General features: G+C 68.6%; 21 protein-coding genes and 1 pseudogene. 7 read left to right on the top strand and 15 right to left on the bottom strand.

Annotation, left to right across the window (positions count from 1 at the left end; genetic code table 11):
• Positions 1-28: 28 nt before the first annotated feature.
• From QZM67_RS01880 to QZM67_RS01860, 5 genes are all read right to left on the bottom strand, one after another.
• A complete protein-coding gene (locus tag QZM67_RS01880; protein ID WP_301800420.1) occupies positions 29-2,329 on the bottom strand; it encodes an ATP-dependent DNA helicase in 2,301 nt (766 codons plus the stop codon).
• Positions 2,326-4,020, bottom strand: a complete 1,695-nt coding sequence (locus tag QZM67_RS01875) for a VRR-NUC domain-containing protein (protein WP_301800419.1) — start codon at positions 4,018-4,020, stop codon at positions 2,326-2,328. Before QZM67_RS01875 ends, QZM67_RS01880 begins: the two co-directional genes overlap by 4 nt.
• 98 nt (positions 4,021-4,118) lie before the next feature.
• Positions 4,119-4,997, bottom strand: coding sequence for a MipA/OmpV family protein (locus tag QZM67_RS01870; protein WP_175024029.1), 879 nt, complete (start codon positions 4,995-4,997; stop codon positions 4,119-4,121).
• 206 nt (positions 4,998-5,203) lie between these two features.
• Positions 5,204-5,515 (bottom strand): hypothetical protein, encoded by a 312-nt coding sequence (locus tag QZM67_RS01865; protein ID WP_011355236.1) that lies wholly within the window; start codon positions 5,513-5,515, stop codon positions 5,204-5,206.
• A gap of 338 nt (positions 5,516-5,853) precedes the next feature.
• Positions 5,854-6,153 (bottom strand): hypothetical protein, encoded by a 300-nt coding sequence (locus QZM67_RS01860; protein WP_301800418.1) that lies wholly within the window; start codon positions 6,151-6,153, stop codon positions 5,854-5,856.
• A gap of 140 nt (positions 6,154-6,293) precedes the next feature.
• Here QZM67_RS01860 and QZM67_RS01855 point away from each other — a divergent pair, with 140 nt between their 5' ends.
• From QZM67_RS01855 to QZM67_RS01845, 3 genes and pseudogenes are all read left to right on the top strand, one after another.
• A complete protein-coding gene (locus QZM67_RS01855) occupies positions 6,294-6,542 on the top strand; it encodes a hypothetical protein (RefSeq protein ID WP_175024027.1) in 249 nt (82 codons plus the stop codon).
• Between the two features lie 340 nt (positions 6,543-6,882).
• Positions 6,883-7,314 (top strand): CBS domain-containing protein, encoded by a 432-nt coding sequence (locus QZM67_RS01850; protein ID WP_301800417.1) that lies wholly within the window; start codon positions 6,883-6,885, stop codon positions 7,312-7,314.
• Positions 7,315-7,428: 114 nt separating this feature from the next.
• Positions 7,429-7,674 (top strand): annotated as a pseudogene (locus QZM67_RS01845) (photosystem reaction center subunit H); the annotation flags it as partial.
• Between the two features lie 77 nt (positions 7,675-7,751).
• Here the strand turns inward: QZM67_RS01845 and QZM67_RS01840 are convergent.
• Positions 7,752-9,737 carry an ATP-binding protein gene (locus tag QZM67_RS01840; RefSeq protein WP_301800416.1) on the bottom strand — a complete coding sequence of 662 codons (1,986 nt, stop codon included), beginning with the start codon at positions 9,735-9,737 and terminating at the stop codon, positions 7,752-7,754.
• Between the two features lie 406 nt (positions 9,738-10,143).
• Here QZM67_RS01840 and QZM67_RS01835 point away from each other — a divergent pair, with 406 nt between their 5' ends.
• Positions 10,144-11,181, top strand: a complete 1,038-nt coding sequence (locus QZM67_RS01835; RefSeq protein ID WP_301800415.1) for a sigma-54-dependent Fis family transcriptional regulator — start codon at positions 10,144-10,146, stop codon at positions 11,179-11,181.
• A gap of 30 nt (positions 11,182-11,211) precedes the next feature.
• Here QZM67_RS01835 and QZM67_RS01830 read toward each other — a convergent pair whose 3' ends face one another.
• The 3 genes from QZM67_RS01830 to QZM67_RS01820 form a co-directional block, all read right to left on the bottom strand.
• On the bottom strand, positions 11,212-13,011 hold the full coding sequence (locus QZM67_RS01830; RefSeq protein ID WP_175024023.1) for a methyl-accepting chemotaxis protein: 1,800 nt from the start codon (positions 13,009-13,011) through the stop codon (positions 11,212-11,214).
• Positions 13,012-13,139: 128 nt separating this feature from the next.
• Complete coding sequence (locus tag QZM67_RS01825; protein ID WP_301800414.1) at positions 13,140-13,283, bottom strand: hypothetical protein; 144 nt, start codon at positions 13,281-13,283, stop codon at positions 13,140-13,142.
• Between the two features lie 73 nt (positions 13,284-13,356).
• Positions 13,357-13,611: a DUF3562 domain-containing protein gene (locus QZM67_RS01820; RefSeq protein WP_175024021.1), complete on the bottom strand. Its 255-nt coding sequence runs from the start codon at positions 13,609-13,611 to the stop codon at positions 13,357-13,359.
• A 553-nt stretch (positions 13,612-14,164) separates the two neighbouring features.
• On the opposite strand from QZM67_RS01820, the gene QZM67_RS01815 reads away from it, so the two are divergent.
• Positions 14,165-14,599: a hypothetical protein gene (locus tag QZM67_RS01815; RefSeq protein WP_301800412.1), complete on the top strand. Its 435-nt coding sequence runs from the start codon at positions 14,165-14,167 to the stop codon at positions 14,597-14,599.
• 548 nt (positions 14,600-15,147) lie between these two features.
• Here the strand turns inward: QZM67_RS01815 and QZM67_RS01810 are convergent.
• From QZM67_RS01810 to QZM67_RS01790, 5 genes are all read right to left on the bottom strand, one after another.
• On the bottom strand, positions 15,148-16,083 hold the full coding sequence (locus QZM67_RS01810; protein WP_301800410.1) for a universal stress protein: 936 nt from the start codon (positions 16,081-16,083) through the stop codon (positions 15,148-15,150).
• A gap of 208 nt (positions 16,084-16,291) precedes the next feature.
• Positions 16,292-17,674 (bottom strand): amino acid permease, encoded by a 1,383-nt coding sequence (locus QZM67_RS01805; RefSeq protein WP_043183686.1) that lies wholly within the window; start codon positions 17,672-17,674, stop codon positions 16,292-16,294.
• Positions 17,675-18,125: 451 nt separating this feature from the next.
• A complete protein-coding gene (locus QZM67_RS01800) occupies positions 18,126-19,151 on the bottom strand; it encodes a DedA family protein/thiosulfate sulfurtransferase GlpE (protein WP_174958403.1) in 1,026 nt (341 codons plus the stop codon).
• A gap of 186 nt (positions 19,152-19,337) precedes the next feature.
• Positions 19,338-19,844 carry a cupin domain-containing protein gene (locus tag QZM67_RS01795; RefSeq protein ID WP_301800408.1) on the bottom strand — a complete coding sequence of 169 codons (507 nt, stop codon included), beginning with the start codon at positions 19,842-19,844 and terminating at the stop codon, positions 19,338-19,340.
• Positions 19,845-20,219: 375 nt separating this feature from the next.
• Complete coding sequence (locus QZM67_RS01790) at positions 20,220-20,690, bottom strand: universal stress protein (protein ID WP_301800407.1); 471 nt, start codon at positions 20,688-20,690, stop codon at positions 20,220-20,222.
• Between the two features lie 322 nt (positions 20,691-21,012).
• Between QZM67_RS01790 and QZM67_RS01785 the strand changes: the two genes are divergently transcribed.
• Complete coding sequence (locus tag QZM67_RS01785; protein ID WP_301800405.1) at positions 21,013-23,124, top strand: PAS domain-containing sensor histidine kinase; 2,112 nt, start codon at positions 21,013-21,015, stop codon at positions 23,122-23,124.
• Positions 23,121-23,768, top strand: a complete 648-nt coding sequence (locus QZM67_RS01780) for a response regulator transcription factor (protein WP_006483707.1) — start codon at positions 23,121-23,123, stop codon at positions 23,766-23,768. The genes QZM67_RS01785 and QZM67_RS01780 overlap by 4 nt, the downstream gene beginning before the upstream one ends.
• An 89-nt stretch (positions 23,769-23,857) precedes the next feature.
• Here the strand turns inward: QZM67_RS01780 and QZM67_RS01775 are convergent, their stop codons facing one another.
• A complete protein-coding gene (locus QZM67_RS01775) occupies positions 23,858-24,262 on the bottom strand; it encodes a lysozyme inhibitor LprI family protein (RefSeq protein ID WP_089453011.1) in 405 nt (134 codons plus the stop codon).
• Positions 24,263-24,344 lie beyond the last annotated feature (82 nt).

Genomic DNA, 24,344 nt, shown 5'->3' with positions numbered 1-24,344 from the left:
GCAGTCTGCCGGCAGCGCTTCTTCCGTCTCACCCGATCCGCCACCACCGCGGCAGCAGATCGCGCACTTCGCGCCGCCGGTAACGGTCGTCGATCAGATGCACGACGCCTTCGTCGTGCTCGGTGCGGATCACGCGCCCGGCCGCCTGCACGACCTTCTGCAAGCCCGGATACAGGTACATGTAGTCGTAGCCGTTGCCGAAACGCGTGTCCATCGCGCGCCGCATCTGCTCGTTGACGTCGTTGACCTGCGGCAGCCCGAGCGTCGCGATGAACGCGCCGATCAGCCGCTCGCCGACCAGGTCCACGCCCTCCGAGAACGCCCCGCCCAGCACCGCGAAGCCGACACCGCGCCCGCCCGCGTCGAAGCGCGCGAGAAACGCGTCGCGCTCGCTTTCGGCCATGCCGGGCGCCTGCGCCCAGACGGGCACGTCCGGATGCCGCGTCTGCATCAGCGCGACCACGCGCCCCAGGTAATCGAAGCTGCTCAGGAAGCCAAGGTAGTTGCCGGGCCGCGTCGCGTACTGCGCGGCGATCAGGTCCACGATCGGTTCGAGCGAACGGTCGCGGTCGCGCCAGCGCGTCGACACGTGGCTTGCGACGCGCACCGTCAGTTGCTCGGCGCGGAACGGCCCGTCGACGTCGAGCCAGCCCGTGTCGCCGGGCAACCCGAGCGTGTCGCGATAGAAATGAAACGGGCTCAACGTGCCCGAGAACAGCACGGTCGCGCGCGCGGCTTCGTAGCGCGATGCGAGAAAGCCGGCCGGAATCACGTTGCGCACGCACAGCGTCGACTGCACGCGGCGCCGGCGGCCGGGCGCCGCAACGCCGTCGAGCGCCGGCTGGCGCGGCATCGGCTCGCCATGCAGCGTCGCATCGAAGATCGACGCGCTGTCGAACGCTTCGGCCAGCACGCCGAACTGGATCGCCTCGAAATGAAACCGCAGCAGCGCGTCGCCGTTCGCGCGCGGCGCGTCGGTCAGGTGTTCGCCGATCGCCGCGACGAGATTCTGCACGGCCGACACGATCGGGCCCGGTATCTCCGGATATGCGGCATAGCGCTCGGCCTGCGCGCGATTGACCGTACCCCATGCGCGGGCGAGCCGGTCGAAGGCCTTGCGCAGCGCGGCGGGCGCGGCCTCGCGCGCGGCCGCGAATGCGAACGGATCGAGCGACGCGCTGTACATCTTGCGCGCGCGATCGAGCAGGTTGTGCGCTTCGTCGACGAGCACGCCGACGCGCCACTGGTTCTGCTGCGCGAGCGTGTGCAGCATCGCGCTGCCGTCGTAGTAGTAGTTGTAGTCGCCGATCATCATGTCGGACCAGCGCGCGAGCTCTTGCGACAGGTAGTACGGGCAGACGTCATGCGCGAGCGCGGCCGCGCGCACCGTGTCCCGATCGAGCAGCCCGGCCTCGATCGCCGCATCGCGCGCGGCCGGCAGCCGGTCGTAGAAACCTTTCGCGAGCGGGCACGATTCACCGTGGCACGCGCTGTCGGGATGCTCGCATGCCTTGTCGCGCGCGACGAGTTCCAGCACGCGCAGCGGCAGCGCGGGCGTGCCGGCGCCGAGCGTCGTCGCCGCTTCGAGCGCGAGCGCGCGGCCAGGTGTTTTCGCGGTCAGGAAGTACACGTGGTCGAGCTCGCCCTCGCCGCAGGCCTTCAGCAGCGGAAACACGGTGCCGAGCGTCTTGCCAATACCGGTCGGCGCCTGCGCCATCAGGCAACGCTCGTCGCGTGCCGCGCGATAGACGGCCACCGCCAGCTCGCGCTGGCCGCTGCGGAACTGTCCGTGCGGAAACGCGAGCGCGCGCAGGGCCGTGTCGCGCGCCGCGCGATGGGCCGTCTCGCGCTCGGCCCAGCCGACGAAGCACGCACACTGCTCCGCGAAGAACGTCGCGAGCTCGGCCGCCCCCAGCGTTTGCGTCAGCATCGTCTCGCGCTCGGACACGATGTCGAAATAGACGAGCGCGACGTCGATTTCCGTGAGGCCGCGCGCGTCGCACATCAAGTGCGCATAGACCTTCGCCTGCGCCCAGTGCAGCACGCGATGGTTGGCCGGCATCGCATCGAGGCTGCCGCGATAGGTCTTGATCTCCTCGAGGCGGTTCGCCACCGGATCGTAGCCGTCTGCGCGGCCGCGCACGGTGAGCGCGCCCCACGTGCCCGTCAGCGCGATCTCGGTTTCGTAGCGTGCGCCGCGGCTCGACGTGACCGCGCCGTGGCCGGCGATGCCTTCGAGCGCGGTCGGCGCGGGCGTGAAGCGCAGGTCGAGATCGCCGCGTCGCGCGGTGAACTCGCACATCGCCCGCACCGCGACGACGTAGCTCATGCGGACAGACCCGCCGCTTCGGCGTACGCGACGCCTTCACCGGCCCACTCGACATCGATCACGCGCACCGGGATGCCGTGCGCGACGCAGTAGGCGAGCCAGCGCGTCTGGTTGTCCTGCAGGCGGTCGCCGGGGCCTTTCACCTCGATCAGCTCGTAGCGGCGCTCACCGGGCCAGAAGCGGACGAGATCGGGCAGCCCCGACCGGTTGCTGCGGATATCCGCGAGCAGGCGCGTGAACCACAGCCGCAAGTGCTCGGCCGGCAGGCACGCGAGCGCCTCGTCGAGCAGTTCGTCGCTCAGCACGCCCCAGAACACGAACGGCGATTGCAGCCCCGCCTTCGTCGCGAAATGCCGGCGAATCGTGTCGCGATAGGCGCCCGAATCGAGTTGCGCGAAACACGCGGCGAACGCGTCTGCCCGGCGCGCGGCGAAATCGGGCGCGTGCAGGTCGGCCGGGCCGCGTTGGAACGGGTGGAAAAACGCACCGGGCACCGCCGCGAACACCGGTTCCCAGCACAGCAACCCGAACAACGAATTGATCAGTGTGTTTTCGACGTAATGAACCGGCGAAGCCGCTTGCGCGAGATGGTCGCGCACCGCGAATTCGACGCTGACGAACGCATCGGGGCGCGCCAGCACGAGCGTTTCGCGCGGTACGTCCGCGGCGGCGGCCGCACGTTCGACGCGCTGGCCGAGCCGCCGCTGCAGGCGCGGCAGCATGCGCTCGACACGCTGGCGTTCCTCGTCGCTCTCGAAGCCGCGGCGCGCATCGAGCGCCAGCGCGAGCGCGTGGTCGTCACGCCCGCAGCGTTCGAGCACGCGGATGCGCCGATGGCGGCTGCCGGGCCATGCGCTGCGCGCATACGCGTCGAGCGCGGCAGTCCAGTCGGCCCGGCGCTCGCAAGTCTGCCCGAGCGCGAACAGCAGCTTCGCGCGACGCGTCGCGAGCCACGGCTGCCCGCAGCCGACCGCGTCGATCGCGCGCATCAGGTCGTCGAACGGCAGATCGTCGGGCCATGCGTCGAGCGCATCGCGGCACATCTGCAGCGCGAGATACGCGTCGACGTCGCCTCGCTGCTGGAACGCACGGGACGACGGTGCGATCGGCACGCTTTCGTACTGGAACACGCCGAGATCGGCGAGCACGAACTCGCTCCAGTCCTGATGGAGATTGCCGAAGAACATCAGGCGCAGCCGGTCGCACAGCGCGCCCACCGTCACGCGCAGCACGCGGTCGCCGGCCTGCGCGCACCACGCGTCGAGCGGTTGCGCGACGTCGTGCTCGGGCCGCAGCCGTTCGAGCCATTCGGGCTTGCGCTCGCCCGCATGCGCGGCGAGTGCCGGGAAGATGCGCAGCAGATCGGCCTTGGTCGATAGCGCGAACAGTTCGTCGAGCGTCAGCGCGGGCGCCGGATCGACCCAGCCGAGTTCGACGAGCGGCGCGGCCGCGTCGAGCGTGCAGCCGATTTCGTCGTACACGAGCTTGCTGGCGCGGAAGTCGGCCCCGTTGCGCATCAGCATCCGCACGAGCAGCGCGCGCGACGCCTGCGGCAGCGTCGCGAACTGCCGGACGAACGCGTACTCGTGCGCGTCGAACAGATCGTCGTAACGCTCGCCGAGCCAGGCCAGCGCGCGTTCGAAATTGGTCAGGTAGTAAAACGCCGGGGGCGTCGGCGAAGCAGGCGTCACGGGGATTGTTCACTGTACATTTGTACAGGTCGGAATCATATCAAATGTGCCGGCAGATGCCCCACCCCGTATCGTCGCGCCCTGCTGCCCGGCCGCCGTCAGAACTGGTAATTCACCGACATGTCGAACACGCCGTTGGTCGACTGCTGCGTGATCGGGCTACGCGCGGCGCGGCCGACGAGCTGCTCGATCGCGCCGTCGATCGTGACGAACCAGTGCTTGTTCACGAACCAGGCCATCGTCACGCCCGCGCCGAACGACTTGAGCCCGGCCCCCGACGAATAGGCCGGCAGCCCGGAACGCGCGGCGGCGCCCTGGTTCACGCCGAACCAGCTGTTCATGTAGCGCGAATCGGCGAACGACACGGTCGGCCCCGCGAACCAGAAGAAATGCTCGTTGCTGCCCGGCAGCGGCATGTACGCGGAGAAATCGCCGACCCAGCCATTCGAGCCGCCGAGGCTGCGCCGGATATCCGCGCGCAGCACGAGCGGAAATTCCTTCGAGATCACGTAATCGGCCGCCAGTTTCATCACCGGTGCCGCGTTGATGTTGTCGAGGCCGTTCAGGTGTTCGGTATCGTCGGCCGAACGGCGCCCGAGGTCGTAACCGACCGACAGGCTCACGCGCCAGTTCGGCCCGCGCAGCACGTTCGCACCGAGCCCCTCGCCCGTCGACAGGAAGAACAGGTCGCGATAGCGGATGTCGAGATTCGGGCCGCCCATCACGCGATAGCGATCGGAGCCCGCATAGCGCGGCTGCAGCGTCATTGCGGCCCCCACGCTGATATCCCAGGTGGAGATGTTCGGGTCGTACAGTTTTTCGAGCGGCACACCCGCCGAGTATTGCCATTCGCCGAGCGGCGAAGGCGTCTGGGCCGACGCGTCGCGGGCACCGGCCGCGGCGAGCGCCGCAAAGGCCGACACACCGGAAACGAACCGGCGTGCGCCGGGCGACAGCAAAGGGCGAGCAGCAGTCATCAAGGCGGTCCCCGTCGGTTGCGCGAATCGAACCTGAAGGAAAGCGCATCGCGCCTCTTCGGCTGCAGCGGCTGGCAGCCTGCGGCGCGAACGTAGCGTGCGCTGAATTAACGGACATCCTACGCGACACGCGCGCAGACGCAAAGCGCCCGCTACGCGCGGGCACTTTGCCGTAGGCCGGCACCGACCGGTGAAGCGTGGTGGAATCAGAAGCGCTCGACGTGATAGTCGCCGGCCAGCGCGGCCGGGCTGCGTGTCGACATCATCCGCGAGAAGCCATCGGCAAGCCTTCCGAGCGCGAGCTGCTTCTGGCTCGCATCCCAGTGCGTATAGGTGTCGTACGCGGCATCGTCGAACGACACGGTGACGGCGACCGGGTGGCCGCTGGCGCGAAAACCGATCTGCAGCACGCCGCCCGGCAATTCCTCGATGTGATAGCGCAACGAGCGCGATTCGAAATAGCGGCCCAGCACCTGAGCGATCGCGCGCTTGTCTGGCGATTGCACGTGAATGTCCATGAGGGTCCTCCTTTTTTCAGGTTTCGCGCGGCCGGTTGTGGCGCACCGCTACCTCCCGGCATCCGCATCGGCGGCGGGTGCGACGGTGGGTCGCCCTGCGGCAGCCCGTCGGGTACCGGCGGATCGACGGGATCGTCGTGCCCGGGCGGCGGCGGATCCGGGTCGACGTCGGGCGTTGTCGGCTCGGGGCGGTGCAGCGTGAATGGCGTCTTCATGTCTCTCCTGCGCGACGGCGCGCGCATCTCGATGGCGCTGGCACCGCGCGCAAGCGGCGTGCCCGCTGCCGCGCCGTTTTCCTCCGGTTGCCCGCTCCGGTCGGGCGCTGCGGTGCGGTGCGCTCAGTCGTCGTAGGCCGCCATCACCAGCCACATCGCGCGCCCCTCCGCGATCAGCCGCACCGCGAGCGCGCACCGGTCGGACGGCGTGCATTGCGCGACGAGCGCCCGCTGCGCGCGCTCGGGGCCGTCGTAGACGGTGTCGTTCAGTTCGCGTACCTCGTCCTTGCCGTCGAACATGCGCCGCTCGGGCCGATAGACCAGCGATTCGCGCTTCCACGTGTCGAAACGTTCGCGCACATGGGAGAAATCGCCGCCGCATACGTTCGCGTCGTAACGTATCCTTTTCTTGGATGCATTCATCACGATGTCCTCTCGTCCACGCCGACGGCGCGCGTGGCTGCGCCGCGCCCCGTCCGGTTCCGCCGACGCGCAAGCGTCGTGCCGTCGGCCCGCGCAGGCATGGCGCTTGCGCCCGCATCCATGACCAAGGAGGTTCGACCATGACCGTTCACGCCCCCGGCCGCCACGACGCCGTGTCACCGGCTGCCGGACTGCTCTGGCTCGCCACGTCGCGCCCGCCGTCCAAAGACAAGACGGAGGAACGCATCGACGAGGGACTCGAGGAGACGTTTCCGGCCAGCGACCCGCCCGCCGTTGGCGGCGCGACCCGTATCGATCCTGCCAAGCCGTCCGGCAAGCACGAACGCCGCGCGCCGCACGTTCCTTCCCCGCCCCCCGATCACGGCTGACGGTGGCACCCGGCCCGCGCTGCGCGGCGGCGCAGCGGCGCGCCGGAGCAATCCGGAGTTGATCTGATGAAACGCCTTGAACGCAGATGGCATGAAATCAGCGGCGCCGCCGGCGTCGCTGCGCTGGCGGCGATCGAAAGCGCAGTGGTGCTCGCGATCGTCGCGATGACGGGCATCGGCCACTGACGTTCCGCCCCGCCCGTTCACGGCTGCCGCCGTGGAAGATGTACAAGCGGGCTGGCAAATTTCTCCGTCGCCTGGCGGTCGCGCCCCGGCGTGGGCGGCATGCGCGCGGCACGCCGTCTGCTTCCTCATCGTCTCGCTCACGAAGGAGACGTTCATGTATCGCGTCACCGAGATCATGTCGCGCGACGTGGTGTGCGTCGCGCCGACCGACACGATTCGCCATGCGGCCGAACTGATGCGGCGCTTCGATATCGGCGTGCTGCCCATTTGCGACGGCACCGAACTCGTCGCGATCGTGACCGATCGCGACCTCGCCGTGCGCGGACTATCGCACGGTCATGCGTCCGATACGCCCGTCAAGGCGGTCGCGTCCACGCCCGTGCAATGGTGTGTCGAGGACGACGGCGTCGGCGACGTCCAGCAGCGGATGGCCGACGCGCAGTTGCATCGATTGCCGGTGCTCGACCGCAACCGGCGGCTGGTCGGCATCGTGTCGCTCGGCGACATCGCGACACGCGCGGGCGGCCCCGAGCGCGACGAGCTGGCCAATACGCTCGAGGACGTGTCGCTGCCGCGCCGGCGCTGACCGGCGCCCGTTCATGCCGCGTGGCCCGCCCCGGGGTGCCGCTTCGACCAGGAGGTGTTCGATGACAACGGACAGACCGTCGCGCGCCGACACGCGCATCGTCGGCGGCATCCGTCGCGCGGCGTGCCGGGGAGCGGCGACAAGCTGCTCGCCGTGCCGTGGAACGTGCTCGTGCTCGACGTCGGGCGCAAATGCTTCGTGCTGCCGGTCGCCACCGAACGCGTGCGCGAAGCCCCCGGCTTCGACCGGAACCGCTGGCCGGCCATGGCCGATCCGGACTGGGCCGAGGCACTGCATGCGTACTACGGCAGTTCGCCATACTGGCTGATCGAGGAAGGCGAAACGGTGCTCGACGCACCGTCGTGCCACGTGCTTTCCGTTGCGTCCATCGTGCCTCCTTGCCTCGTGGCTGACCGGGCGAGCGTCCGCGCCGGCGGCTACCGGCCGCGGGTGTGCCGACCGTGCTCGGCGTCGGGTGCGACATCGGCAATCACGCTCGCCAGCGTCGGCATGTCCACCGGCTTGCACAGATACGCGTCGAAGCCGGCGGCCATCACGCGATGCCGGTCGGCGTTGCCGGCGTGCGCGGTGACCGCGATGACGGGCAGATGCCCGCTGCCGCCCGGCAAATGGCGGATGCGGTCGAGCAGCCAGAAGCCATCGCCGTCCGGCATCGCGAGATCCGACAGCACGACGTTCGGCGCTTGCCGTTCCACCACATCGAGCGCGTCGTGCCCCGATTGCGCGGTCGACACCTGTGCGCCCATCGTTTCGAGTGCCGCGGCAAGGCTCGCACGCGATGTCGCATCGTCGTCGACGACGAGCACGCGCTGGCCGTCGAGCGCCACCGTGTCCGGCGTGCCCCCCGCGTGCAACAGGTTCTCGGCCGGATCGGCGGCGTCCCAGCCTGCCGGCAGCGTGACCGTCACGGTCGTCCCGCGCCCGGTGCCGGCACTCGTCGCGACGACCTCGCCGCCATGCAGTTGCGCGATGTTGCGCACGATCGACAGGCCGAGCCCGAGGCCGCGCTTCGGCGACGCGAATGCGCGTTCGGGCCGGCTGAACGTCTCGAACAGATGAGGCAGGTATTCCGGCGCAATCCCCTGCCCGGTATCGGCGACCGACAGCCGCACGCGCTCGCCGGCACGGGTCAGCGACACGACGATGCGGCCGCCCGGCGGCGTGAACTTGATCGCGTTCGACAACAGGTTCGACAGGACCTGACGCACGCGCTCGCGGTCCGCCGGAATCACGCAGGTCGGCATCTCGCATTCGGTCGACAGTTCGAGCCCACTCGCCTGTGCGGTCGCGTCGAGTTCACGCGTGGCGTCGCGCACGACCCGCACGAGATCGACCGGCACGCGCTCGAGGCGCAAGCGGCCCGTTGCGAGCGCCGACGCGTCGAGCAGGTCGGCCACCATGTGCGACAGCGACCGCGCGCTGCGATCGATCGCATCGACCGCCTGTTGCGCGAGCCCCTGGCCATCGACGTTGCGCAGTACCTCGACCCAGCCGTAGATCACGTTCAGCGGCGTGCGCAGTTCGTGCGACACCGTCGCCAGCAGCTCGTCCTTCAGCCGGTTCGACGTGTCCGCCTGGGCACGAGCGTCGCGCGCGCCGCGCAGCGAGCGCATGTTGCGCCGCTCGCCACGACGGCGTTCGCGCGCTTCGCGCAATGTCATCGACAGGCCCGTGCAGTGGCCCTGCGCATCGACGATCGGCGACGCGGCGAAGGTTGCACGAAAACGGCTGCCATCGCGCCGTATGCACAGCACGTCGAGCGGCCCGACCAGTGCATGCAGGTTCGCGAACGATGCGGGCACCGGATGCCGCCGCAACCAGCGCGGCGCGATCATCGCGGTGATATCGCGCCCGGTGGCCTGCGCCGCGTCGATGCCGAAGATCCGTCGCGCGGCCGGATTCCAGCTCGTGATCCGGCGTGCGGCATCGACCCCGACGATCGCGTCGGGCGACGCATCGACCACGCGGCGCAGCAGGCCGTCGTCAGGGACGGGAACGGGGACGCGGGCGGCAGGCGCCGGCTCGCGCGCAGCGGCGTCGCCGTCGTCATCGGGTTCGCGCAGACGATCGTTCGCGAGCAACGGCTTCACGGCCATCACGAGCACGCATTCGACGAAGCTGATCGCGATGAATGCGCCGGCCTGCGCGAGCAGCGTGGCCAGCGGCGCATCGCGCCACCACAACACGCCGATCACGGCCACGCTCGCGGCCGCCGCGGCCAGGCCGCCGCCGAACGACGTCAGCCATGCCGCAGCCGCCACGCCGACATAGAAAGGCAGCGGCGCAAATGGCGCATGCTCGCCGACGACGCGAACCGCCCACGCCTGCAGCGCGGACGCCAGCCCGACGGCCAGCACCACCCATGCACCCTGCCGTAACAGCTCACGGGTCAGGGTTCTCATTGCATCCTTGCGTCGCGCCGGCTCCCGTCGCACGGTGTCATGCCGCTGGTCGGCAGCAGGCCTGCCGTCGAGCGTGCCGGGCGAGCGTGATGGCATCCGCAAGTGGCATACCCGATTCCGGCCGTGGATGGCCGATGGCACGCCGTGCCGGTTACCTGGCTGCCTGGCGGCCCCAAGTACGGGGGCGGCGGCCGGTCGGGCACCGACCGGTGTCACGGGCCGCATCGGCGCATCATGGCCGCGACCGGCCTTTTTATCGAAATGCTGTAAAAAAGCACCGATACGACCCAGGATGGCCCGGAAGTGCCGCGATTCGTGTCAGGAATCGATGGCCTGTTTCTTCCGCCCTCGCCGCGCACATTGGAAATTTCTATTCCGCGGCACCTTTACGGTCGTTTCGCTGTCGATGATAAATATTGCAATCAACGGAACGCGTGGTGCCGATTTTCAAAACGGCCCGCCAACACCGATGGGAGAAACCGCCAACCGTTCGAAGCAGCGCGCAGACGGCCGCCGGCTGTCAGGCCGGTCGTCCGCGATGCGCACGCTGCTCGGCCGCATCGAAAAAATCGCGCCGACCCGCGCGAGCGTGATGATTGCCGGCGAAAGCGGGGTCGGCAAGGATATCGTCGCGCGCCGGTTGCACGATCTCAGTGCCCGGCGGGATGGCCCGTTCGTCCCCGTGAATTGCGGCGCGATTCCGCCCGATATCGCGGAATCGCAGTTGTTCGGGCACGAGAAAGGCAGTTTCACCGGTGCGATTGCGCAGCGGGAAGGTTTCTTCGAAGTCGCGCGCGGCGGCACGCTGCTGCTCGACGAGATCGCGGAAATGCCTGCACCGCTGCAGGTGAAACTGCTGCGGGCGATCGAATCGAATGCGATCGTCCGGGTGGGCGGCACCGACGCGATTCCGCTCGACGTGCGCATCGTGTCGGCCACGCGCCACAACCCGGCCGAAGCCGTGCGCGACGGCCGGCTGCGGGAGGACCTGTTCTACCGCCTCGCCGCGTTTGCGCTGTACGTGCCACCGCTGCGCCAGCGCGACGGCGACATCGAGACGATCGCGCTGGAATTCGTCGACGCGCTCAACACGCGGCATCACTTGCACAAGCGGCTGACCGAAGCAGCGATCGCCGCGTTGCGCGCGTATTCGTGGCCCGGCAACGTACGCGAGCTGCACAACACGATCGAGCGCGCGTACATCCTGGCGGACGAGGGTATCGACGTCACGCTGCCGAAGCCGGCGTTGCCGCCCGAGCGCCTGTCGGAGAACACGATGGCGCTGCCGCTCGGCGCGACCTTGCACCATGCGCAGCAGCGCTTCATCGCGGCGACGCTGCGCCACTTCGATGGCAACAAGCCACGCACCGCGAAAGCGCTCGGAATCAGCCTGAAAACGCTCTACAACCGGCTCGCGCTGATGCGCGACGGCGGCCGCTCCTGAGCGGTGCGGCCGCGCTTCCCGCGCGCCGCGTTACGCGACCTTGAAGCGCCCGACCGTCGTCGCCAGCGCGTTCGCCTGCGACTGCAGCGCGGTCGCGGCAGCGGTCGACTGTTCGACGAGCGCCGCGTTCTGCTGCACCATTTCGTCGAGCTGCGTGACCGCGCGATTCACTTCCTGGATGCCGCGCGTCTGCTCGTTCGCCGCGTGCGTGATCTCGGAGATGATCGTCGTCACGTTCGACACGTTGGAGACGATCTCGCGCATCGTATCGCCGGCCTGACGCACCTGCCCGGACCCGGCCGACACGCTCGCAACCGTCGATTCGACCAGCACCTTCACTTCGCGCGCGGCCTGCGCACTGCGTTGCGCGAGGCTGCGCACCTCCTGCGCGACCACCGCGAAGCCGCGGCCCTGCTCACCCGCGCGCGCCGCTTCGACGGCCGCGTTCAGTGCGAGGATGTTGGTCTGGAACGCAATCCCGTCGATCACGCCGATGATGTCGCCGATCCGGCCCGATGCTTCCTCGATCTTCTCCATCGTCGCGACGACGTCCGACACGACCACGCCACCATGCGACGCGATCCGCGACGCGGCCGCCGCGCGTTCGTCGGCCTGGCCGGCCGCCGCTGCCGACTGGCCGACGGTCGCGGTGATCTCTTCCATCGATGCCGCCGTTTCCTCGAGGCTCGCCGCCGCCGATTCGGTGCGCGACGACAGATCCTGGTTGCCCGCCGCGATCTCGTTCGCGGCCGTGCGCACCGATTCGCTCGCATCACGGATCTGGCGCATCACGTCGTTCAGCTTGTCGACGAAGCTGTTGAACGAGCGTGCGATGTCGGCCACTTCGTCGCGGCCGTCAGCCGGCAGGCGCTGCGTCAGGTCGCCGGCGCCCGAGCCGATCGCGGCCATCGCCTGGCGCACTTGCGACAGGCGGCGGAACGCGGTCGCGGTGATCGCGCCGATGATCAGCGACGCGACGGCGACGATCACGAGCAGCGTGATCAGCGACGCGGTCAGCAGCGAGCGCATGCCGGCCGTCGCTTCGCTCTTGTCGAGCAGCACCAGCGCGTACCAGTCGGTGCCCGGCACGGGGCGCGCGCGCACCAGCTTCGCGTCGCCGCCGACGCTCACCTCGACGGGCGCGGTCGCGGCCGCGATCGTCGCGCCGTTCGTCGCGCCGAGTTCGGCCGACACGTCGGCGACCGGCTTCAGCGTGAGCTTCGGGTCCGGGTGCGCAACCACGTGGCCGTTGCTGTCGATCAACATCCCGAAGCTCGCGGGCGTCGGGTGGATCGACTTCACGTTCGCGATCACGGTGTCCATCGACACGTCCGCGGCGACGACGCCTTTCAGGGCGCCGTCGCGCAGGATCGGTACCGCGAACGTGACGACGAGGTTGCCCGTGCCGGCGTCGACGTAAGGCGGCGTGACGACCGGCTTGCCGGCCTGCGCGGCCTGCTTGTACCACGGGCGGCCGGTCGGATCGTAGTCGGGCGGGATGCCGGTCGGGTCGGAGAAGTGGAACGCCTTGTCGGCATAGCCCGCGTAGACGTTCGTGAAGCCGCCGGCCGTGGCCATCTGCTTGAACACCGGCAGCGGATCGGGAGTCAGCGCGGCATCCTGCAGCGACGCGATCATCCGGCTCCGGGTGGCGACCCAGTCGGCGATCCCGACCACGTGGCCGCTTGCGACGGAGGTCAGGTTGCGATCGATCGCGTCGTCGTTGTACGAACGCGCGATGAAATAGTTGATGAGCGTGGTGGCGACGAGCGCGAATACGACGATGGAGACGCACGCGGCGAGGATGCGGGCGCGGATGGACGAGAACATGGCAACGACTCGGTAAGGGAGCGCGAACGCCCGGTGGACGAATTCACCGGGTAAACGGCAATCGCGCCGCTTACTTGAGGCCGCCGTGACAATTCAGTGAAACGTATGACGAAACGCAACGTCGGTTTTCAGGAGGGCGCCGGGATCGCCGCACCCGGTCGGCACCGCGCGCACACGCCGTCGCCGGATGCGACGACGGTGCCGGCGATCTTGCGCACGGCAATCGAAAGGGAATGGGAACAGGCCGGTTCGCTGTCGACGGATGCCTGCATGTCGATCAGGATCCGGCCCTGGCCTGGCGGCGAAGCGCGTCACGTCCGCGGCGTCAACCGCGGCGCGTGCCCGTCACAGGCGGTGGCTCGGACGCGGATCGGATTCCGTGGGCGACCCGTCGGCCCGCGTGTCGTGGTCGAAATCGTCCTGCTGGCGCATCCGTTCGCGCAGGTGCCGGATCGCGAACACGTGGATGTAGTCGTGCACCCGCGCGTCGGACGACAAGACGCGCACTTCGTCGTCGAGCATCGCACGCAACTGATCCGAACCGATCGCGCGCTGTTTGGCGGCTTCCTTGAGTGAATCGAGCAAATTGTCCTTGGACATCGACGGACTCCTGACGGTCGAGGAACGAAAAGAAGTAGATACCGGAAGCTTAAAGACTGAACGGCAGCGCGGCGTGCGATGCGCCGGCGCGTGTTTGCGCGCGATCAACAGCACGTTGCGTGCCGCCGCGCCGATTCGTCCCTGAACCGGCCGCGCAAGATTCGCGGCGCGAACTGCCCGCGAACGAGACTGGAAGCCCTGCCACGCCACCCCGAGGCGCGGCACCGGTGGCGGGCAAACGATGGAGGCCGCTCGACGCCGATGCAGTGACGAAGTTAGACCGGCCGAAATCATGCGTCAAGCGACCGCCACCACGCCCCGCCCATTCGTCGGAACGAACGCGCCGGATCGTCGCCGGGACGGCCGATCGGTCGCACTGCGTGTCAGCGGATTCCGATACGCCCCGCGCAATCCCTGACAGCGACTTCAGCGCGCGCTGCTTGGCAGCGCTCGGGCGCCACACGATACTGATGACATGGACGAAACGTTCATACGGGCAATCGCTCAGCCGGCCATCGAGCCGGCATGCGGGGCCTGGCGCAGGAGACCAACCATGGGACATCGCAACTTACCGGGCCGGGACGGCCAGCGGCGCGCGTCGGGCAACGCGCGCGCCCTGCCCGCCCGTGCCGTGCCGGCCGGCAACCGTCCGTCCGACAATATCGACACCTTGCTTGCGCTCGCACGCGAAGCCGGGTTGCTCGTCACGCTCGACGGGCAGATCGGCCGCGAGAAGTACCAGAGCGTCGCGGGCTCGGTCCTCGCGTTGCAACGGTTCGCCGCGGCACTCTGCGCGCGGGCCGCCTCCGACGCGGCGGCCGTTGCGGAGCCGCGCCGCAAGGCGCGCCCCGGCTGGCCGCATGCAAACCGCCTGCGCAACCGCACGTGCAGCGCGTGCGCGCCGCTGCATGTCGCGCGCCAGCGGCCGCGGGTGTGCCGCGGCGCGGGCCGCCGGCACGACCTGCGGTCGATGCTTCGCACCCCTTGAGCGTGCAGGCAGCCGGCACGGCACGGGGCCGTGCGCCGGCTGTGCACCGCGCCACCTCGGCAGCGCCTGCTGCACGCCGTGCCTGTATGGCGGCGGCGCGCCTGCCGCGATCATCACCGATCCGCATTGGCGCGACCGCACGCCATCACGCATCGTGATGCGCCGTTCCACACGGCCGCCATGACAACGATTCCTGCGGGGAAAGCAATCCAGACGGGGCCAACGACAACACGAACGCGGAAAGCGGACGGGGTGACTTGCACCCCGCCCGTCCTCCAAGGCAGCCGTCGGCTGCCTACCCTCGTGCCAGAGAGTTCTCGGTCGGATGACGCGCCGTGCCATGCACGTCGCGGCTCCGGAAAATGATGTGACGACGGCGAATGCGCCGCCGAGCGCACGCCGTGACGCTCGCGTGGCTGCGTCGCTGCGCGGTAGATCCACGACAGACCGGCCACGTGGCCGGATGTTCCATCAAGGTCTCACGCGATACGCGTGCCGTTTCTGATGCAGATCAACCCAAGCCCGCTTCGTTCGTGACACCGCGCGATTTACTCGGCACCGCGCACGAGCAACACGGGCACCTGGGCGAGATGCGCCACGCGGCGCGCGACGCTGCCGATCAGCCAGGCGGCGATGCCACGCCGGCCGTGCGTGCCGACCACCAGCAGCTCGGCACGCCAGTGCACGGCGTCGCGCATCAACGCATGGGCCACGTCGTCGCTGGTCGGCCGGGTTTCGACGACACCGCGCTTGGTCGGGTTCCCGGTCGCATGGAACAGCGGGCCGATCTTCGCGAGCGCATCCTCGCCCTCCGCGCGATAGGCATCCTCGAGCGCGCGCACCGGCACGATATCCGTCAGACGAACCGCGCGATCGATCACGTAGGCCGCGTACAGCAACGTCGTCGGCGCCGCGAAGCCGAGCCCGACGCGCACCGCGTTTAGCGCCGGCTCGCTGCCGTCGACCGCGAACATCAGCCGCTGCAGGCCGCCGTCCGACGGTCGCGCATAGGCGGCCGGCACGATCAGCAGCGCGCAGCGCGCGCGCGTCGTCAGCGTGTCGGACATCGCGCCTTCGACCAGGCGCAGCAGCCCATGATGCGGATTCGCGCCGACCACCAACACGTCCGCGCGCCACGCCGACGTATCGCTCACCAGTGCATCGGCCACCGTGCCGCCCGTCACCGACGTGTCGATGATGGCCTGCTCGACCTCGATGCCGCTGTCGGCGAACAATGCGGCGATCCGTTCGCCGGTGGCTTGCGCTTCGCGCATCATGTCCTCGCGCGCGGACGTCAGCAGCGCGTCGATGCGCGGGATGTCGGGCAAGACGAGGCGCGGGTTGTCGATGGCGCAGACGATGCGCAATCGCATGCCGGGACGCAACAGCGTGCGCGCATAGCGCGCGGCGGACAGCGATTCGGGCGTCGGATCGACGGCCAGCGCGATTCGCGCAGGCGTCGGGATGGGCTGGTCAGGCTGCATGGCGAAGGTCTCCGTGCGTGCGCGTCGTCGCGGAACGACGACGGGAGCTTCGCGCGGAAGCGGCGCGCGGCGGCCGGACAGCCGCCGCGGTCGCGGGAATCGGCAGAATGCCACGCGAAGCGCGGACAATCGATGCGTTCAGCATAGAACGTCCGGCCCGCGTGCGCATGATCGCGATCAAGGGTCGCGCGGTGCCTGCCCGTGCCGCTTACGACTTCGTCGGCACCGATGCCGCCGGACGGTTCGCGTAGAACAACGCATACGTGATGCCGAGCAGCACGATCCATACCGGCCCGATCACGAGCGCGACGCGCGTGTCGGGCGTGAACGCCATCAGCACGACGACCAGCACGAGAAAGCCGAGCGCGACGAACGAACCGAGCGGATAGAACGGCACGCGAATCGGCAGGCGCGCGATCTTGTCGGCCGACAGCGTGCGGCGAAAGCGCATCTGCGCGATCAGGATCACGCACCACGTCCAGATTGCGCCGAACGTCGACACCGACGTGAGCCACGTGAACACGTGCTGCGGCGCGAGATAGTTGAGCAGCACGCCGATCAGCAGCAGCGCGACCGACACGATCACGCCATACACCGGCACGCCGTTGCGATTGACCTTGCCGAGCTTGCTCGGCGCCTGGCCCTGCTGCGCGAGGTTATAGAGCATCCGCGCAGTGCTGAACAGGCCGCTGTTGCACGACGACAGCGCCGCGGTCAGCACGACGAAGTTGATGATGCCGGCGGCAGCCGGGATGCCGAGTCGCGAGAACGTCATCACGAACGGGCTGCCCTGCGTGCCGATCTGGTCCCACGGATACAGAGACATGATCACGAACAGCGCGCCGATGTAGAAAATCAGCACGCGCCAGAACACCGAATTCACGGCCTTCGTCAGCGACTTCTCCGGGTTGCGCGCCTCGCCGGCGGTGAGGCCGAGCATCTCGACGCCGAGATACGCGAACATCACGATCGGCAACGCGGCGATCACGCCGTTGATGCCGTTCGGCATGAAGCCGCCATGCGCCCACAGGTTCGAGAGGCCGATCGCGACACCGCCGTTGCCGATGCCGAACGCGATCATCAACCCGCCGCCGATGATCATCAGCACGATCGTGACGATCTTGATCAGCGCGAACCAGAACTCGAATTCACCGTAGAGCTTGACCGCGATGAAGTTCACCGAGCCCATCGCCATGAGCGCCGCGAGTGCCCAGATCCAGTTCGGTACGCCGGGGAACCACATGTGCATGTAGACGCCGACCGCCGTGATTTCCGCCATGCAGGTGACGATCCACACGAACCAGTAGGTCCATCCGGTCAGGTAGCCGGCGAGCGGGCCGAGGTAATCGCGTGCGTAGCGGCTGAACGCGCCGGCGACCGGATTGGCGATCGCCATCTCGCCGAGTGCGCGCATGATCAGGAAAATCGCGATGCCGCCCAGCAGGTAGGTCAGCAGGATGGCCGGGCCGGCGACGCGGATCGCAGTGGCCGAGCCGAGGAACAGGCCGACGCCGATCGTCGCGCCGAGCGCCATCAGGTTGATGTGCCGCTCTTCCAGCCCACGGTGCAACTGGTCTTCTGGTTGTTTCAAGTCCGTCTCCTGGCAGCCGCGAACGGGCCGCCGTCATTGTCGATGTCAATGCGCGACCGTTCATGCCGATACCGGCATGCCGAAAACGAAATAATCTCCGCCGTCGTTTTCCAGACGAGAAACGACACGGATACTGCGTCAATCCGAATGGAATCGCCGCGGATTATCCGTATTTTCCGGAACAATCCAGAAAACGGATCGGGCCTTTCACGGAATACGCCCGTGCGGCCCGTGTGACGCGGCTGTGCGCGTGACGGACGGCGACGGGATCAATCGCTTTCGGCGCGAACGAACACGCCTCGAATGTGCGCAATCATGCGCACGCAATATGCAGGCGGGATTATATGGAGGATCAGCGGTTTCACGCCAGTCGATTTTGGAAAAATCGCGGCGGGTGAAACAGGCGGCGGAATTCGAATGCGCCGAATGCGCGCGTATGCCGCGCGCGGATTTACTTGGACAGCGTCGCGCGCACCGTATATTCGCCTTCGAGCGCGCCGTGTTCAGGACGCACGAAATACCGCGACGCATCGAGATCGGCCGGCATCGGCTCGACCGGGAAGCCGTGCTTCTCCCAAGCATCGAGCCCGCCCTTCAGCGCGCGGATGTTGTGGATCATCTTCTTGCGCTGCATTTTCGCGATCAGGCGCTTCGCGGTGGCCTCATTCGGGCACACGCAATAGACGACGATCGGCCGTTTCAGCAATTCCGGGTCGAGCAGATCGGGTGAATCGAGATCGACCGGCACCGCGCCGGCGATCCGGTACGGTTCGCGCTCGCGAATCGCTTTCGGCCGCGCATCGAAGATCAGCGGCGGCTCGTCCGACGTCATCATCTCGACGAGTTGCGGCGGCGAGATGCGAACCTGCGCGAGATAGCGGCGGAACTGCACGCGTCGCACCCAGCGGTACAGCAGGAACGTGATGAAGATCGCAAGGAACGCATCGAGGATCGTGCCGCCGCTCGCACGCACCCACAGCACGAACTGGACGATCTGATCGTGAATGGCCGCGCCGCCGATCAGCCAGAACGCGGCCCACAGTGACGCGCCGGCCAGATCCCAGAACAGGAACACGCCGACGCCGATCGCGGTCGTACCGAGCAGCGGCGCCGACACGAGGCCAAGGCCCGGCAGGAATTTGGACAGCACGAGCAACGGTGCGCCGTATCTTTCGAATACGTTACGCGCGAAACGCAGCGTCGTGTCGAGCGACAGCGAGAAGCGCACGAGGCCGTTCAACAGGCGCCGGCCACGCGTGCGGCCCATGAAGAACCACAGCGAATCGGCCAGCATCGTCGCGCCGATCGCCGCCGCGAACATGCTGACCCAGGACGCCTGCCCCATTGCCGCCATCGTGCCGCCGAGAATCAGCATCGGCACGGCCGGCACCGGCACACCGAGCTGCGTGATCAACACGCTCGCGAACACGGCCCATGGGCCGAGCGACGATGGAATAGCGATGGGAAAGTGCCACACGGCGGCGCTCCTGGAAGGCATCCAGCCGCGCGACGGGGACCGTCGGTACGGCTGGGCACCGGCCGCCGCGGCACGTCCGCAACCGACCTGATGCATCACGGCATTCTAAACGGGTTTGGCCGCGATCGCGCGGAACACGCGCCATCGGCACGGGCTTCGCGCCATTAGGCTGCACCACCGTGACGGTCACATGTCCGTGCGCTGAGCAAGCTGCACGACGTATTCCGCGTAGTCGGGAAACGCGGCGGCCAGCGCGGCCGCGTCGGCCAGTTCGAATTCCGCGAACTCGAAGCCGGGCGCCACCGTGCAGCCGACGAGCGCAACGTGCTCCGGCGCCGCGCAGCGCGCGCCGAACCAGCTCCCGGCCCGCACGACCGCCTGGAACACGGTGCCCGGATGCGTGAGCGGATTGCCGAGCCGGTGGATCGTCAATCCGTCGCGATCGTCGAGCACCCACACTTCGATCGGGTCGCCCGCGTAGAAATGCCAGACCTCGTCGGAACGGATCCGGTGCCACGACGAATACGCGCCGTCGCACAGCAGGTAGTAGATCGCCGTCGACGCGGCGCGTGGCGCACCGTCGGCCGGACGCACGACCGAATCGGTCGCACGGTAGGTTTCGCGGAAATAGCCGCCTTCGGGATGCGGCTGCAGGTCGAACTGGCGAATCAGGTCGGTAGCGGAAATCGGCATGGCGGATGACGTCGGTAAAGTAAGGAACCGGGCACCCGGCGCACGGCCTCGCTTCGCTCATCGCGAACGCGGCCGTATTCCGCCGGATGCCGCTGCGTCGATCGCCGCTGCCATGCGCGCGGCGAACAAGCGGACACCGGTCGATGCTGCCAGAACTGCGTGTCGGGATGCAACCGCGGGCGCGGGATTGCGCGCGTGGAGACGCATCGGGCGTGCCGCCCTCGCCCGGCCGATGCGACAGAAACGACAGCCGCGCTCACACGCCGTGCGTCGACCGGCGCGTCGTGCGTTTCCGTTTCATCAGGCCATCATTCGGCGCGGGCGCGCGACAGTCGCCGGCGCGACCGCTCATGCGTCAGCGTCGTGCCTCGTACGTCACGCAGCCGCCGACGCGCCGGGCTCGTTGTGCCGCACCAGCAGCACGGGCCGGTCGGCTGCGCGCAGCAGCGATTCGGCGACACTGCCGAGCAGCAACCGGCGCAGGCCGTGCCGCCCGCTCGTGCCCATCACGATCAGGTCGGCGTCGGCTTCGGCCGCCGTGCGCATCAGCACCGTGGCGACATCCTCGCCGTATGCGTCGAGCGCGCGCACAGTGCCTGGCACATGCTCCTGCGCGAGCACCGCTTTCGCATCGTCGAGCACCGGCGTCGCGGCATCGGTCGCGGCCGCATCGCCGGCGCGCGCGGCCGCGAAGCCCGCATCGACGTCGACGAGCTGCGGTCGATGCTCGACGACATACGCACAGGTGACTTCACCGCCGGACGCCGCCGCGATCCGGATCGCCTCGTTCAGCGCGAGACGCGCACTCGGGCTGCCATCGAGCCCGACGAAAATCCGCTTGTACATGGTCCGTCCCTCCGACCGGGCACGCGTCGCGCGTTGCGCGACGGCGGCCCGTTATCGCCACCCGGCCCGGTGCCGGCTGGCCTGCCGAACAGTCTGCCCCACGTGCCGACGCGCCCGTTGATGCGCGTCAAACGCGGCCGGCGTGCCCGCTGCTTCACGCCAGTTGCCGCAATTTCTAGTGACCCCATTACAAAAAACGTGTAAATCGCGCACAATTTCATCTTGAAAATAGACGTTGCGTGCAGCCGGTGCGAGTTTTGACCGGTTTTGCTGCGCTGCCCCCGTGCCACGGGGCGGCCCCCGACAACAGAATGGCCATCGAATGACCGCAAGTGGAACCCCGACGCGTGACGCCCGAGGGCCCACGCGCCTCCAGATCATGTTACGCCAGCCGCTCGCGGCCGGCGTCGTTACGCTGTGCGCCGGCGCGGCGCTGTCGCTCGGCGTCGCGCTGCTCGTGCGCGACCAGTGGCAAGGCGCCGTCCATACGCGTTTCGAACGCCGCACGTCGCACGTGACCGCGATGCTCCGCCACGAGCTGCAATCCGGCGTGGCCGTGCTCGAAGGCGCGCGCGGCGCGTTCAGCCTCGTCCCGGGCATGACGCCCGAGCAATGGCGCCGGTATGCGGACACGCTCGATCTCGACAGCGCCCGCTCGCCGGTCCGCCAGATCGGCTATGCGCCGCTGGCGCCCGCGACGCGCACCGCCCTCGCCGGCGCAAAGCCGATGCCGGCCGGCACGCTCGCGACCGCCGCGCTCAGCGCACCGGCGTCGAATTCGCCCGTCGTGCGCTTCGGCGCGTCCGACGCGGCACCGCTCGCGCGCGCGCTGCAGACCGGCGACATCGCGCTCGGCGTCCACCCGGCCGACGACGACACGTCCCGCGACGCCCGCACCTTCACGCTGTTCCTGCCGGCCGCCGCGTCGCCGCATGCGGCCGGCACATCGCCCGGTACGCACGAAGCCGGCGCCGATGGGGTGCTGTTCGCAGCGTTGAGCCCGCGGCGCCTGATCGAGCGCGCACTCGACGCGGAGCGCGGCATCGACGTTTGGATCACCGCCGGCGGCGATTGGCGCGCGATCGTCAGCGTCGAAACGACGACCGACGAGGCGTCGGCATCGCCCGACCTGATGCGGCGCACCGACGAGCTGAATTTCGGCGGCACCATGCTGACGCTCACCTATTCCGCGGACGGCCGTCCGAGCGCAACGGGCGCGCAGCGCGCGGCCGGCACCGTGCTCACCGCAGGGCTGATCGCGTCGATCGCGTTCGCCGTGCTCATCCATGCGCTGCTGCGCGGCCGCGCCGGCACCGCCGATTCCGGCGCGAGCAGCCGCGGCATCCTCAACGAGGCGCGGATGATGGGCATCATCCGTTCGTCGATGGAAGCGATCATCACCATCGACGAAAAGCAGACGGTCGTGATCTTCAATCCGATGGCCGAGCAGGTGTTCGGCGTGTCCGCGATGGAGGCGATCGGTGCGCCGCTGTCGCGCTTCATCCCCGAGCGGTTCCGCGCCGCGCACGCGAAGCACGTCGACCAGTTCGGCGTGACGGGCGTATCCGAGCGGCAGATGGGCCGCCAGCGGGTGCTGTTCGGGCTGCGCGCCAACGGCGAGGAATTCCCGATCGAGGCGTCGATCTCGCAGATCCGCGATGCGTCGGGCAAGCTCTACACCGTGATGCTGCGCGACATCACCGAGCGGCAGCGTGCCGAGAACGCGCTGAAGCAGTCGCGCGAGGAATTGCGCGAACTGTCGGCGAACCTGCAGAACGTGCGCGAAGAGGAAAAGACCCGCATTGCGCGCGAACTGCATGACGACCTCGGCCAGCAACTCACCGCGCTGAAGATGGATCTGTCGGTGGTCGAGCAGCAGTTGCGCGGCCCCCGCCATGCGCCGCCCGACGAGGGCGTGCTCGGGCATCTGCAGGGCATGCGGCGGCTGATCGACGCGACGGTCGCGTCGGTGCGGCGCATCGCGGCCGACCTGCGGCCCGTGATGCTCGACGATCTCGGCCTCGTGCCCGCGATCGAATGGCTCGCGAACGATTTCACGAACCGCTACGGGATCGATGTCGAGCGGCACATCGAAACGGGCGGCCTCACGTTCACCAGCGCGGGCGCGACCACGTTGTTCCGGATCGTGCAGGAAGCGCTGACGAACGTCGCGCGCCATGCGGATGCGACGCGCGTCGCGCTGCGGCTCGACGTCGAGGAAGGCTTCTGCGTGTTGCGCGTCGCGGACAACGGCCGCGGCTCGGCGCGCGGCGGCTCGGCCCACGAAGACAAATCGTTCGGCCTGATCGGCATTCGCGAACGCGCCCACATGCTGGGCGGCACCGTGACGATCGACACCGCGCTCGCGCGCGGTTTCTCGATCACCGTCGCCCTCCCGCTCAGTACCGTACAACAGGAAACGCTCATCATATGATCAAGGTGCTCATCGCCGACGACCATACGCTCGTACGCGACGGTCTGCGGCACATCCTCCAGAACGCCACCGGATTCGAGGTGGCCGGCGAAGCCTGCGACGGCCCGTCGACGATCGCGCTCGTGCGCGCCACGCCCGCGCAGGTGCTCGTGCTCGACCTGTCGATGCCGGGCCGCAACGGCGTCGAACTGATCAAGCAGATCAAGGACGAGAAGCCCGCGCTGCGCGTCCTCGTGCTGACCATGCACGCGGAGCAGCAATACGCGGTGCGCGCGTTCCGCGCCGGTGCGTCGGGGTATCTGACGAAGGAAAGCGCGAGCGCCGAGCTGGTGGGCGCGGTCACGAAGGTGGCGTCGGGCGGCGTCTACGTGAGCCTCGCGATGGCCGAGCAGTTCGCGCAGAGTCTGAACGAGCCTGCCGAGACGCTACCGCACCAGCGGCTGTCCGACCGCGAATTCGACGTGTTCCGGCGGATCGCCGCCGGCCAGACGCTGACCGAGATCGCCAACGCGCTGTGCGTGAGCGCGAAGACGGTCAGCACGTACAAGACGCGGATCCTGGAAAAGATGCAGATGCCGCACGAAGCGGCGCTGGTACGTTACGCGATGCGGCACAAGCTGCTCGACGAAACGGACGACGTGTAACGGACGACGTGTAACGGACGACGTCCGGCAGCGGACGGCGGGCGCCACCGGCCGCGCGGCAGGCGGCCGGCCGGGGCGGCGCACGACGCTTACTTGGCCGGCACCGGGCACGCGAGATCGCCTTCCTCGCAGGACAGATAGCCTTTCAGCGTTTCGGTGCGCGCCTTGGTCAGATCGTCGAGGCAGGTCGACACGACCATCGGATACACGCTGCCGCCCTCGGCATTCGCGCTGGAGAAGTTGCACTCTGCATCGCGATACGCGATCCACGCACGCTGCGCATTCACGAGTTTGTCGGCAAGCGGCCGCGCTTCGTGCAGGCGTGCGGTGACGGCCTGGTAGGTCCGGTTCAGCTCCCCGTCGGATTTCTTGTAGGCGCGATCGGCGCATGCCGTCATCGCCGCCTGATCCGTCGCGTCGGCACAATTCGCCTGCGCATGGGCGACGTTCGCCGCCAGCGCCAGCGAGCACAGCAGACCGGTCAAGACACGCATGGATGCTCCTTGTTGTTCGTTGAAGACGGGGAACCCGGTGCCGGGCTTGCCGCGCTGACGCGCATCGCGCCGCCGTCTCGCG

This window comes from Burkholderia sp. AU45251, assembly GCF_030482905.1.
GTDB lineage: Bacteria > Pseudomonadota > Gammaproteobacteria > Burkholderiales > Burkholderiaceae > Burkholderia > Burkholderia aenigmatica.
Note: the sequence above shows the minus strand (reverse complement) of the source record. Positions and strands in the feature narration are given on the sequence as shown.

Bases quoted from the DNA above. Each gene is read 5' to 3' on its own strand.
- QZM67_RS01870 (WP_175024029.1), bottom strand. From the start codon at position 4,997: ATGACTGCTGCTCGCCCTTTGCTGTCGCCCGGCGCACGCCGGTTCGTT.
- QZM67_RS01850 (WP_301800417.1), top strand. From the start codon at position 6,883: ATGTATCGCGTCACCGAGATCATGTCGCGCGACGTGGTGTGCGTCGCG.
- QZM67_RS01880 (WP_301800420.1), bottom strand. From the start codon at position 2,329: ATGAGCTACGTCGTCGCGGTGCGGGCGATGTGCGAGTTCACCGCGCGA.
- QZM67_RS01860 (WP_301800418.1), bottom strand. From the start codon at position 6,153: ATGAATGCATCCAAGAAAAGGATACGTTACGACGCGAACGTATGCGGC.
- QZM67_RS01810 (WP_301800410.1), bottom strand. From the start codon at position 16,083: ATGCAGCCTGACCAGCCCATCCCGACGCCTGCGCGAATCGCGCTGGCC.
- QZM67_RS01780 (WP_006483707.1), top strand. From the start codon at position 23,121: ATGATCAAGGTGCTCATCGCCGACGACCATACGCTCGTACGCGACGGT.
- QZM67_RS01835 (WP_301800415.1), top strand. From the start codon at position 10,144: ATGATAAATATTGCAATCAACGGAACGCGTGGTGCCGATTTTCAAAAC.
- QZM67_RS01785 (WP_301800405.1), top strand. From the start codon at position 21,013: ATGACCGCAAGTGGAACCCCGACGCGTGACGCCCGAGGGCCCACGCGC.
- QZM67_RS01865 (WP_011355236.1), bottom strand. From the start codon at position 5,515: ATGGACATTCACGTGCAATCGCCAGACAAGCGCGCGATCGCTCAGGTG.
- QZM67_RS01795 (WP_301800408.1), bottom strand. From the start codon at position 19,844: ATGCCGATTTCCGCTACCGACCTGATTCGCCAGTTCGACCTGCAGCCG.
- QZM67_RS01825 (WP_301800414.1), bottom strand. From the start codon at position 13,283: ATGCAGGCATCCGTCGACAGCGAACCGGCCTGTTCCCATTCCCTTTCG.
- QZM67_RS01775 (WP_089453011.1), bottom strand. From the start codon at position 24,262: ATGCGTGTCTTGACCGGTCTGCTGTGCTCGCTGGCGCTGGCGGCGAAC.
- QZM67_RS01790 (WP_301800407.1), bottom strand. From the start codon at position 20,690: ATGTACAAGCGGATTTTCGTCGGGCTCGATGGCAGCCCGAGTGCGCGT.
- QZM67_RS01855 (WP_175024027.1), top strand. From the start codon at position 6,294: ATGACCGTTCACGCCCCCGGCCGCCACGACGCCGTGTCACCGGCTGCC.
- QZM67_RS01820 (WP_175024021.1), bottom strand. From the start codon at position 13,611: ATGTCCAAGGACAATTTGCTCGATTCACTCAAGGAAGCCGCCAAACAG.
- QZM67_RS01830 (WP_175024023.1), bottom strand. From the start codon at position 13,011: ATGTTCTCGTCCATCCGCGCCCGCATCCTCGCCGCGTGCGTCTCCATC.
- QZM67_RS01815 (WP_301800412.1), top strand. From the start codon at position 14,165: ATGGGACATCGCAACTTACCGGGCCGGGACGGCCAGCGGCGCGCGTCG.
- QZM67_RS01840 (WP_301800416.1), bottom strand. From the start codon at position 9,737: ATGAGAACCCTGACCCGTGAGCTGTTACGGCAGGGTGCATGGGTGGTG.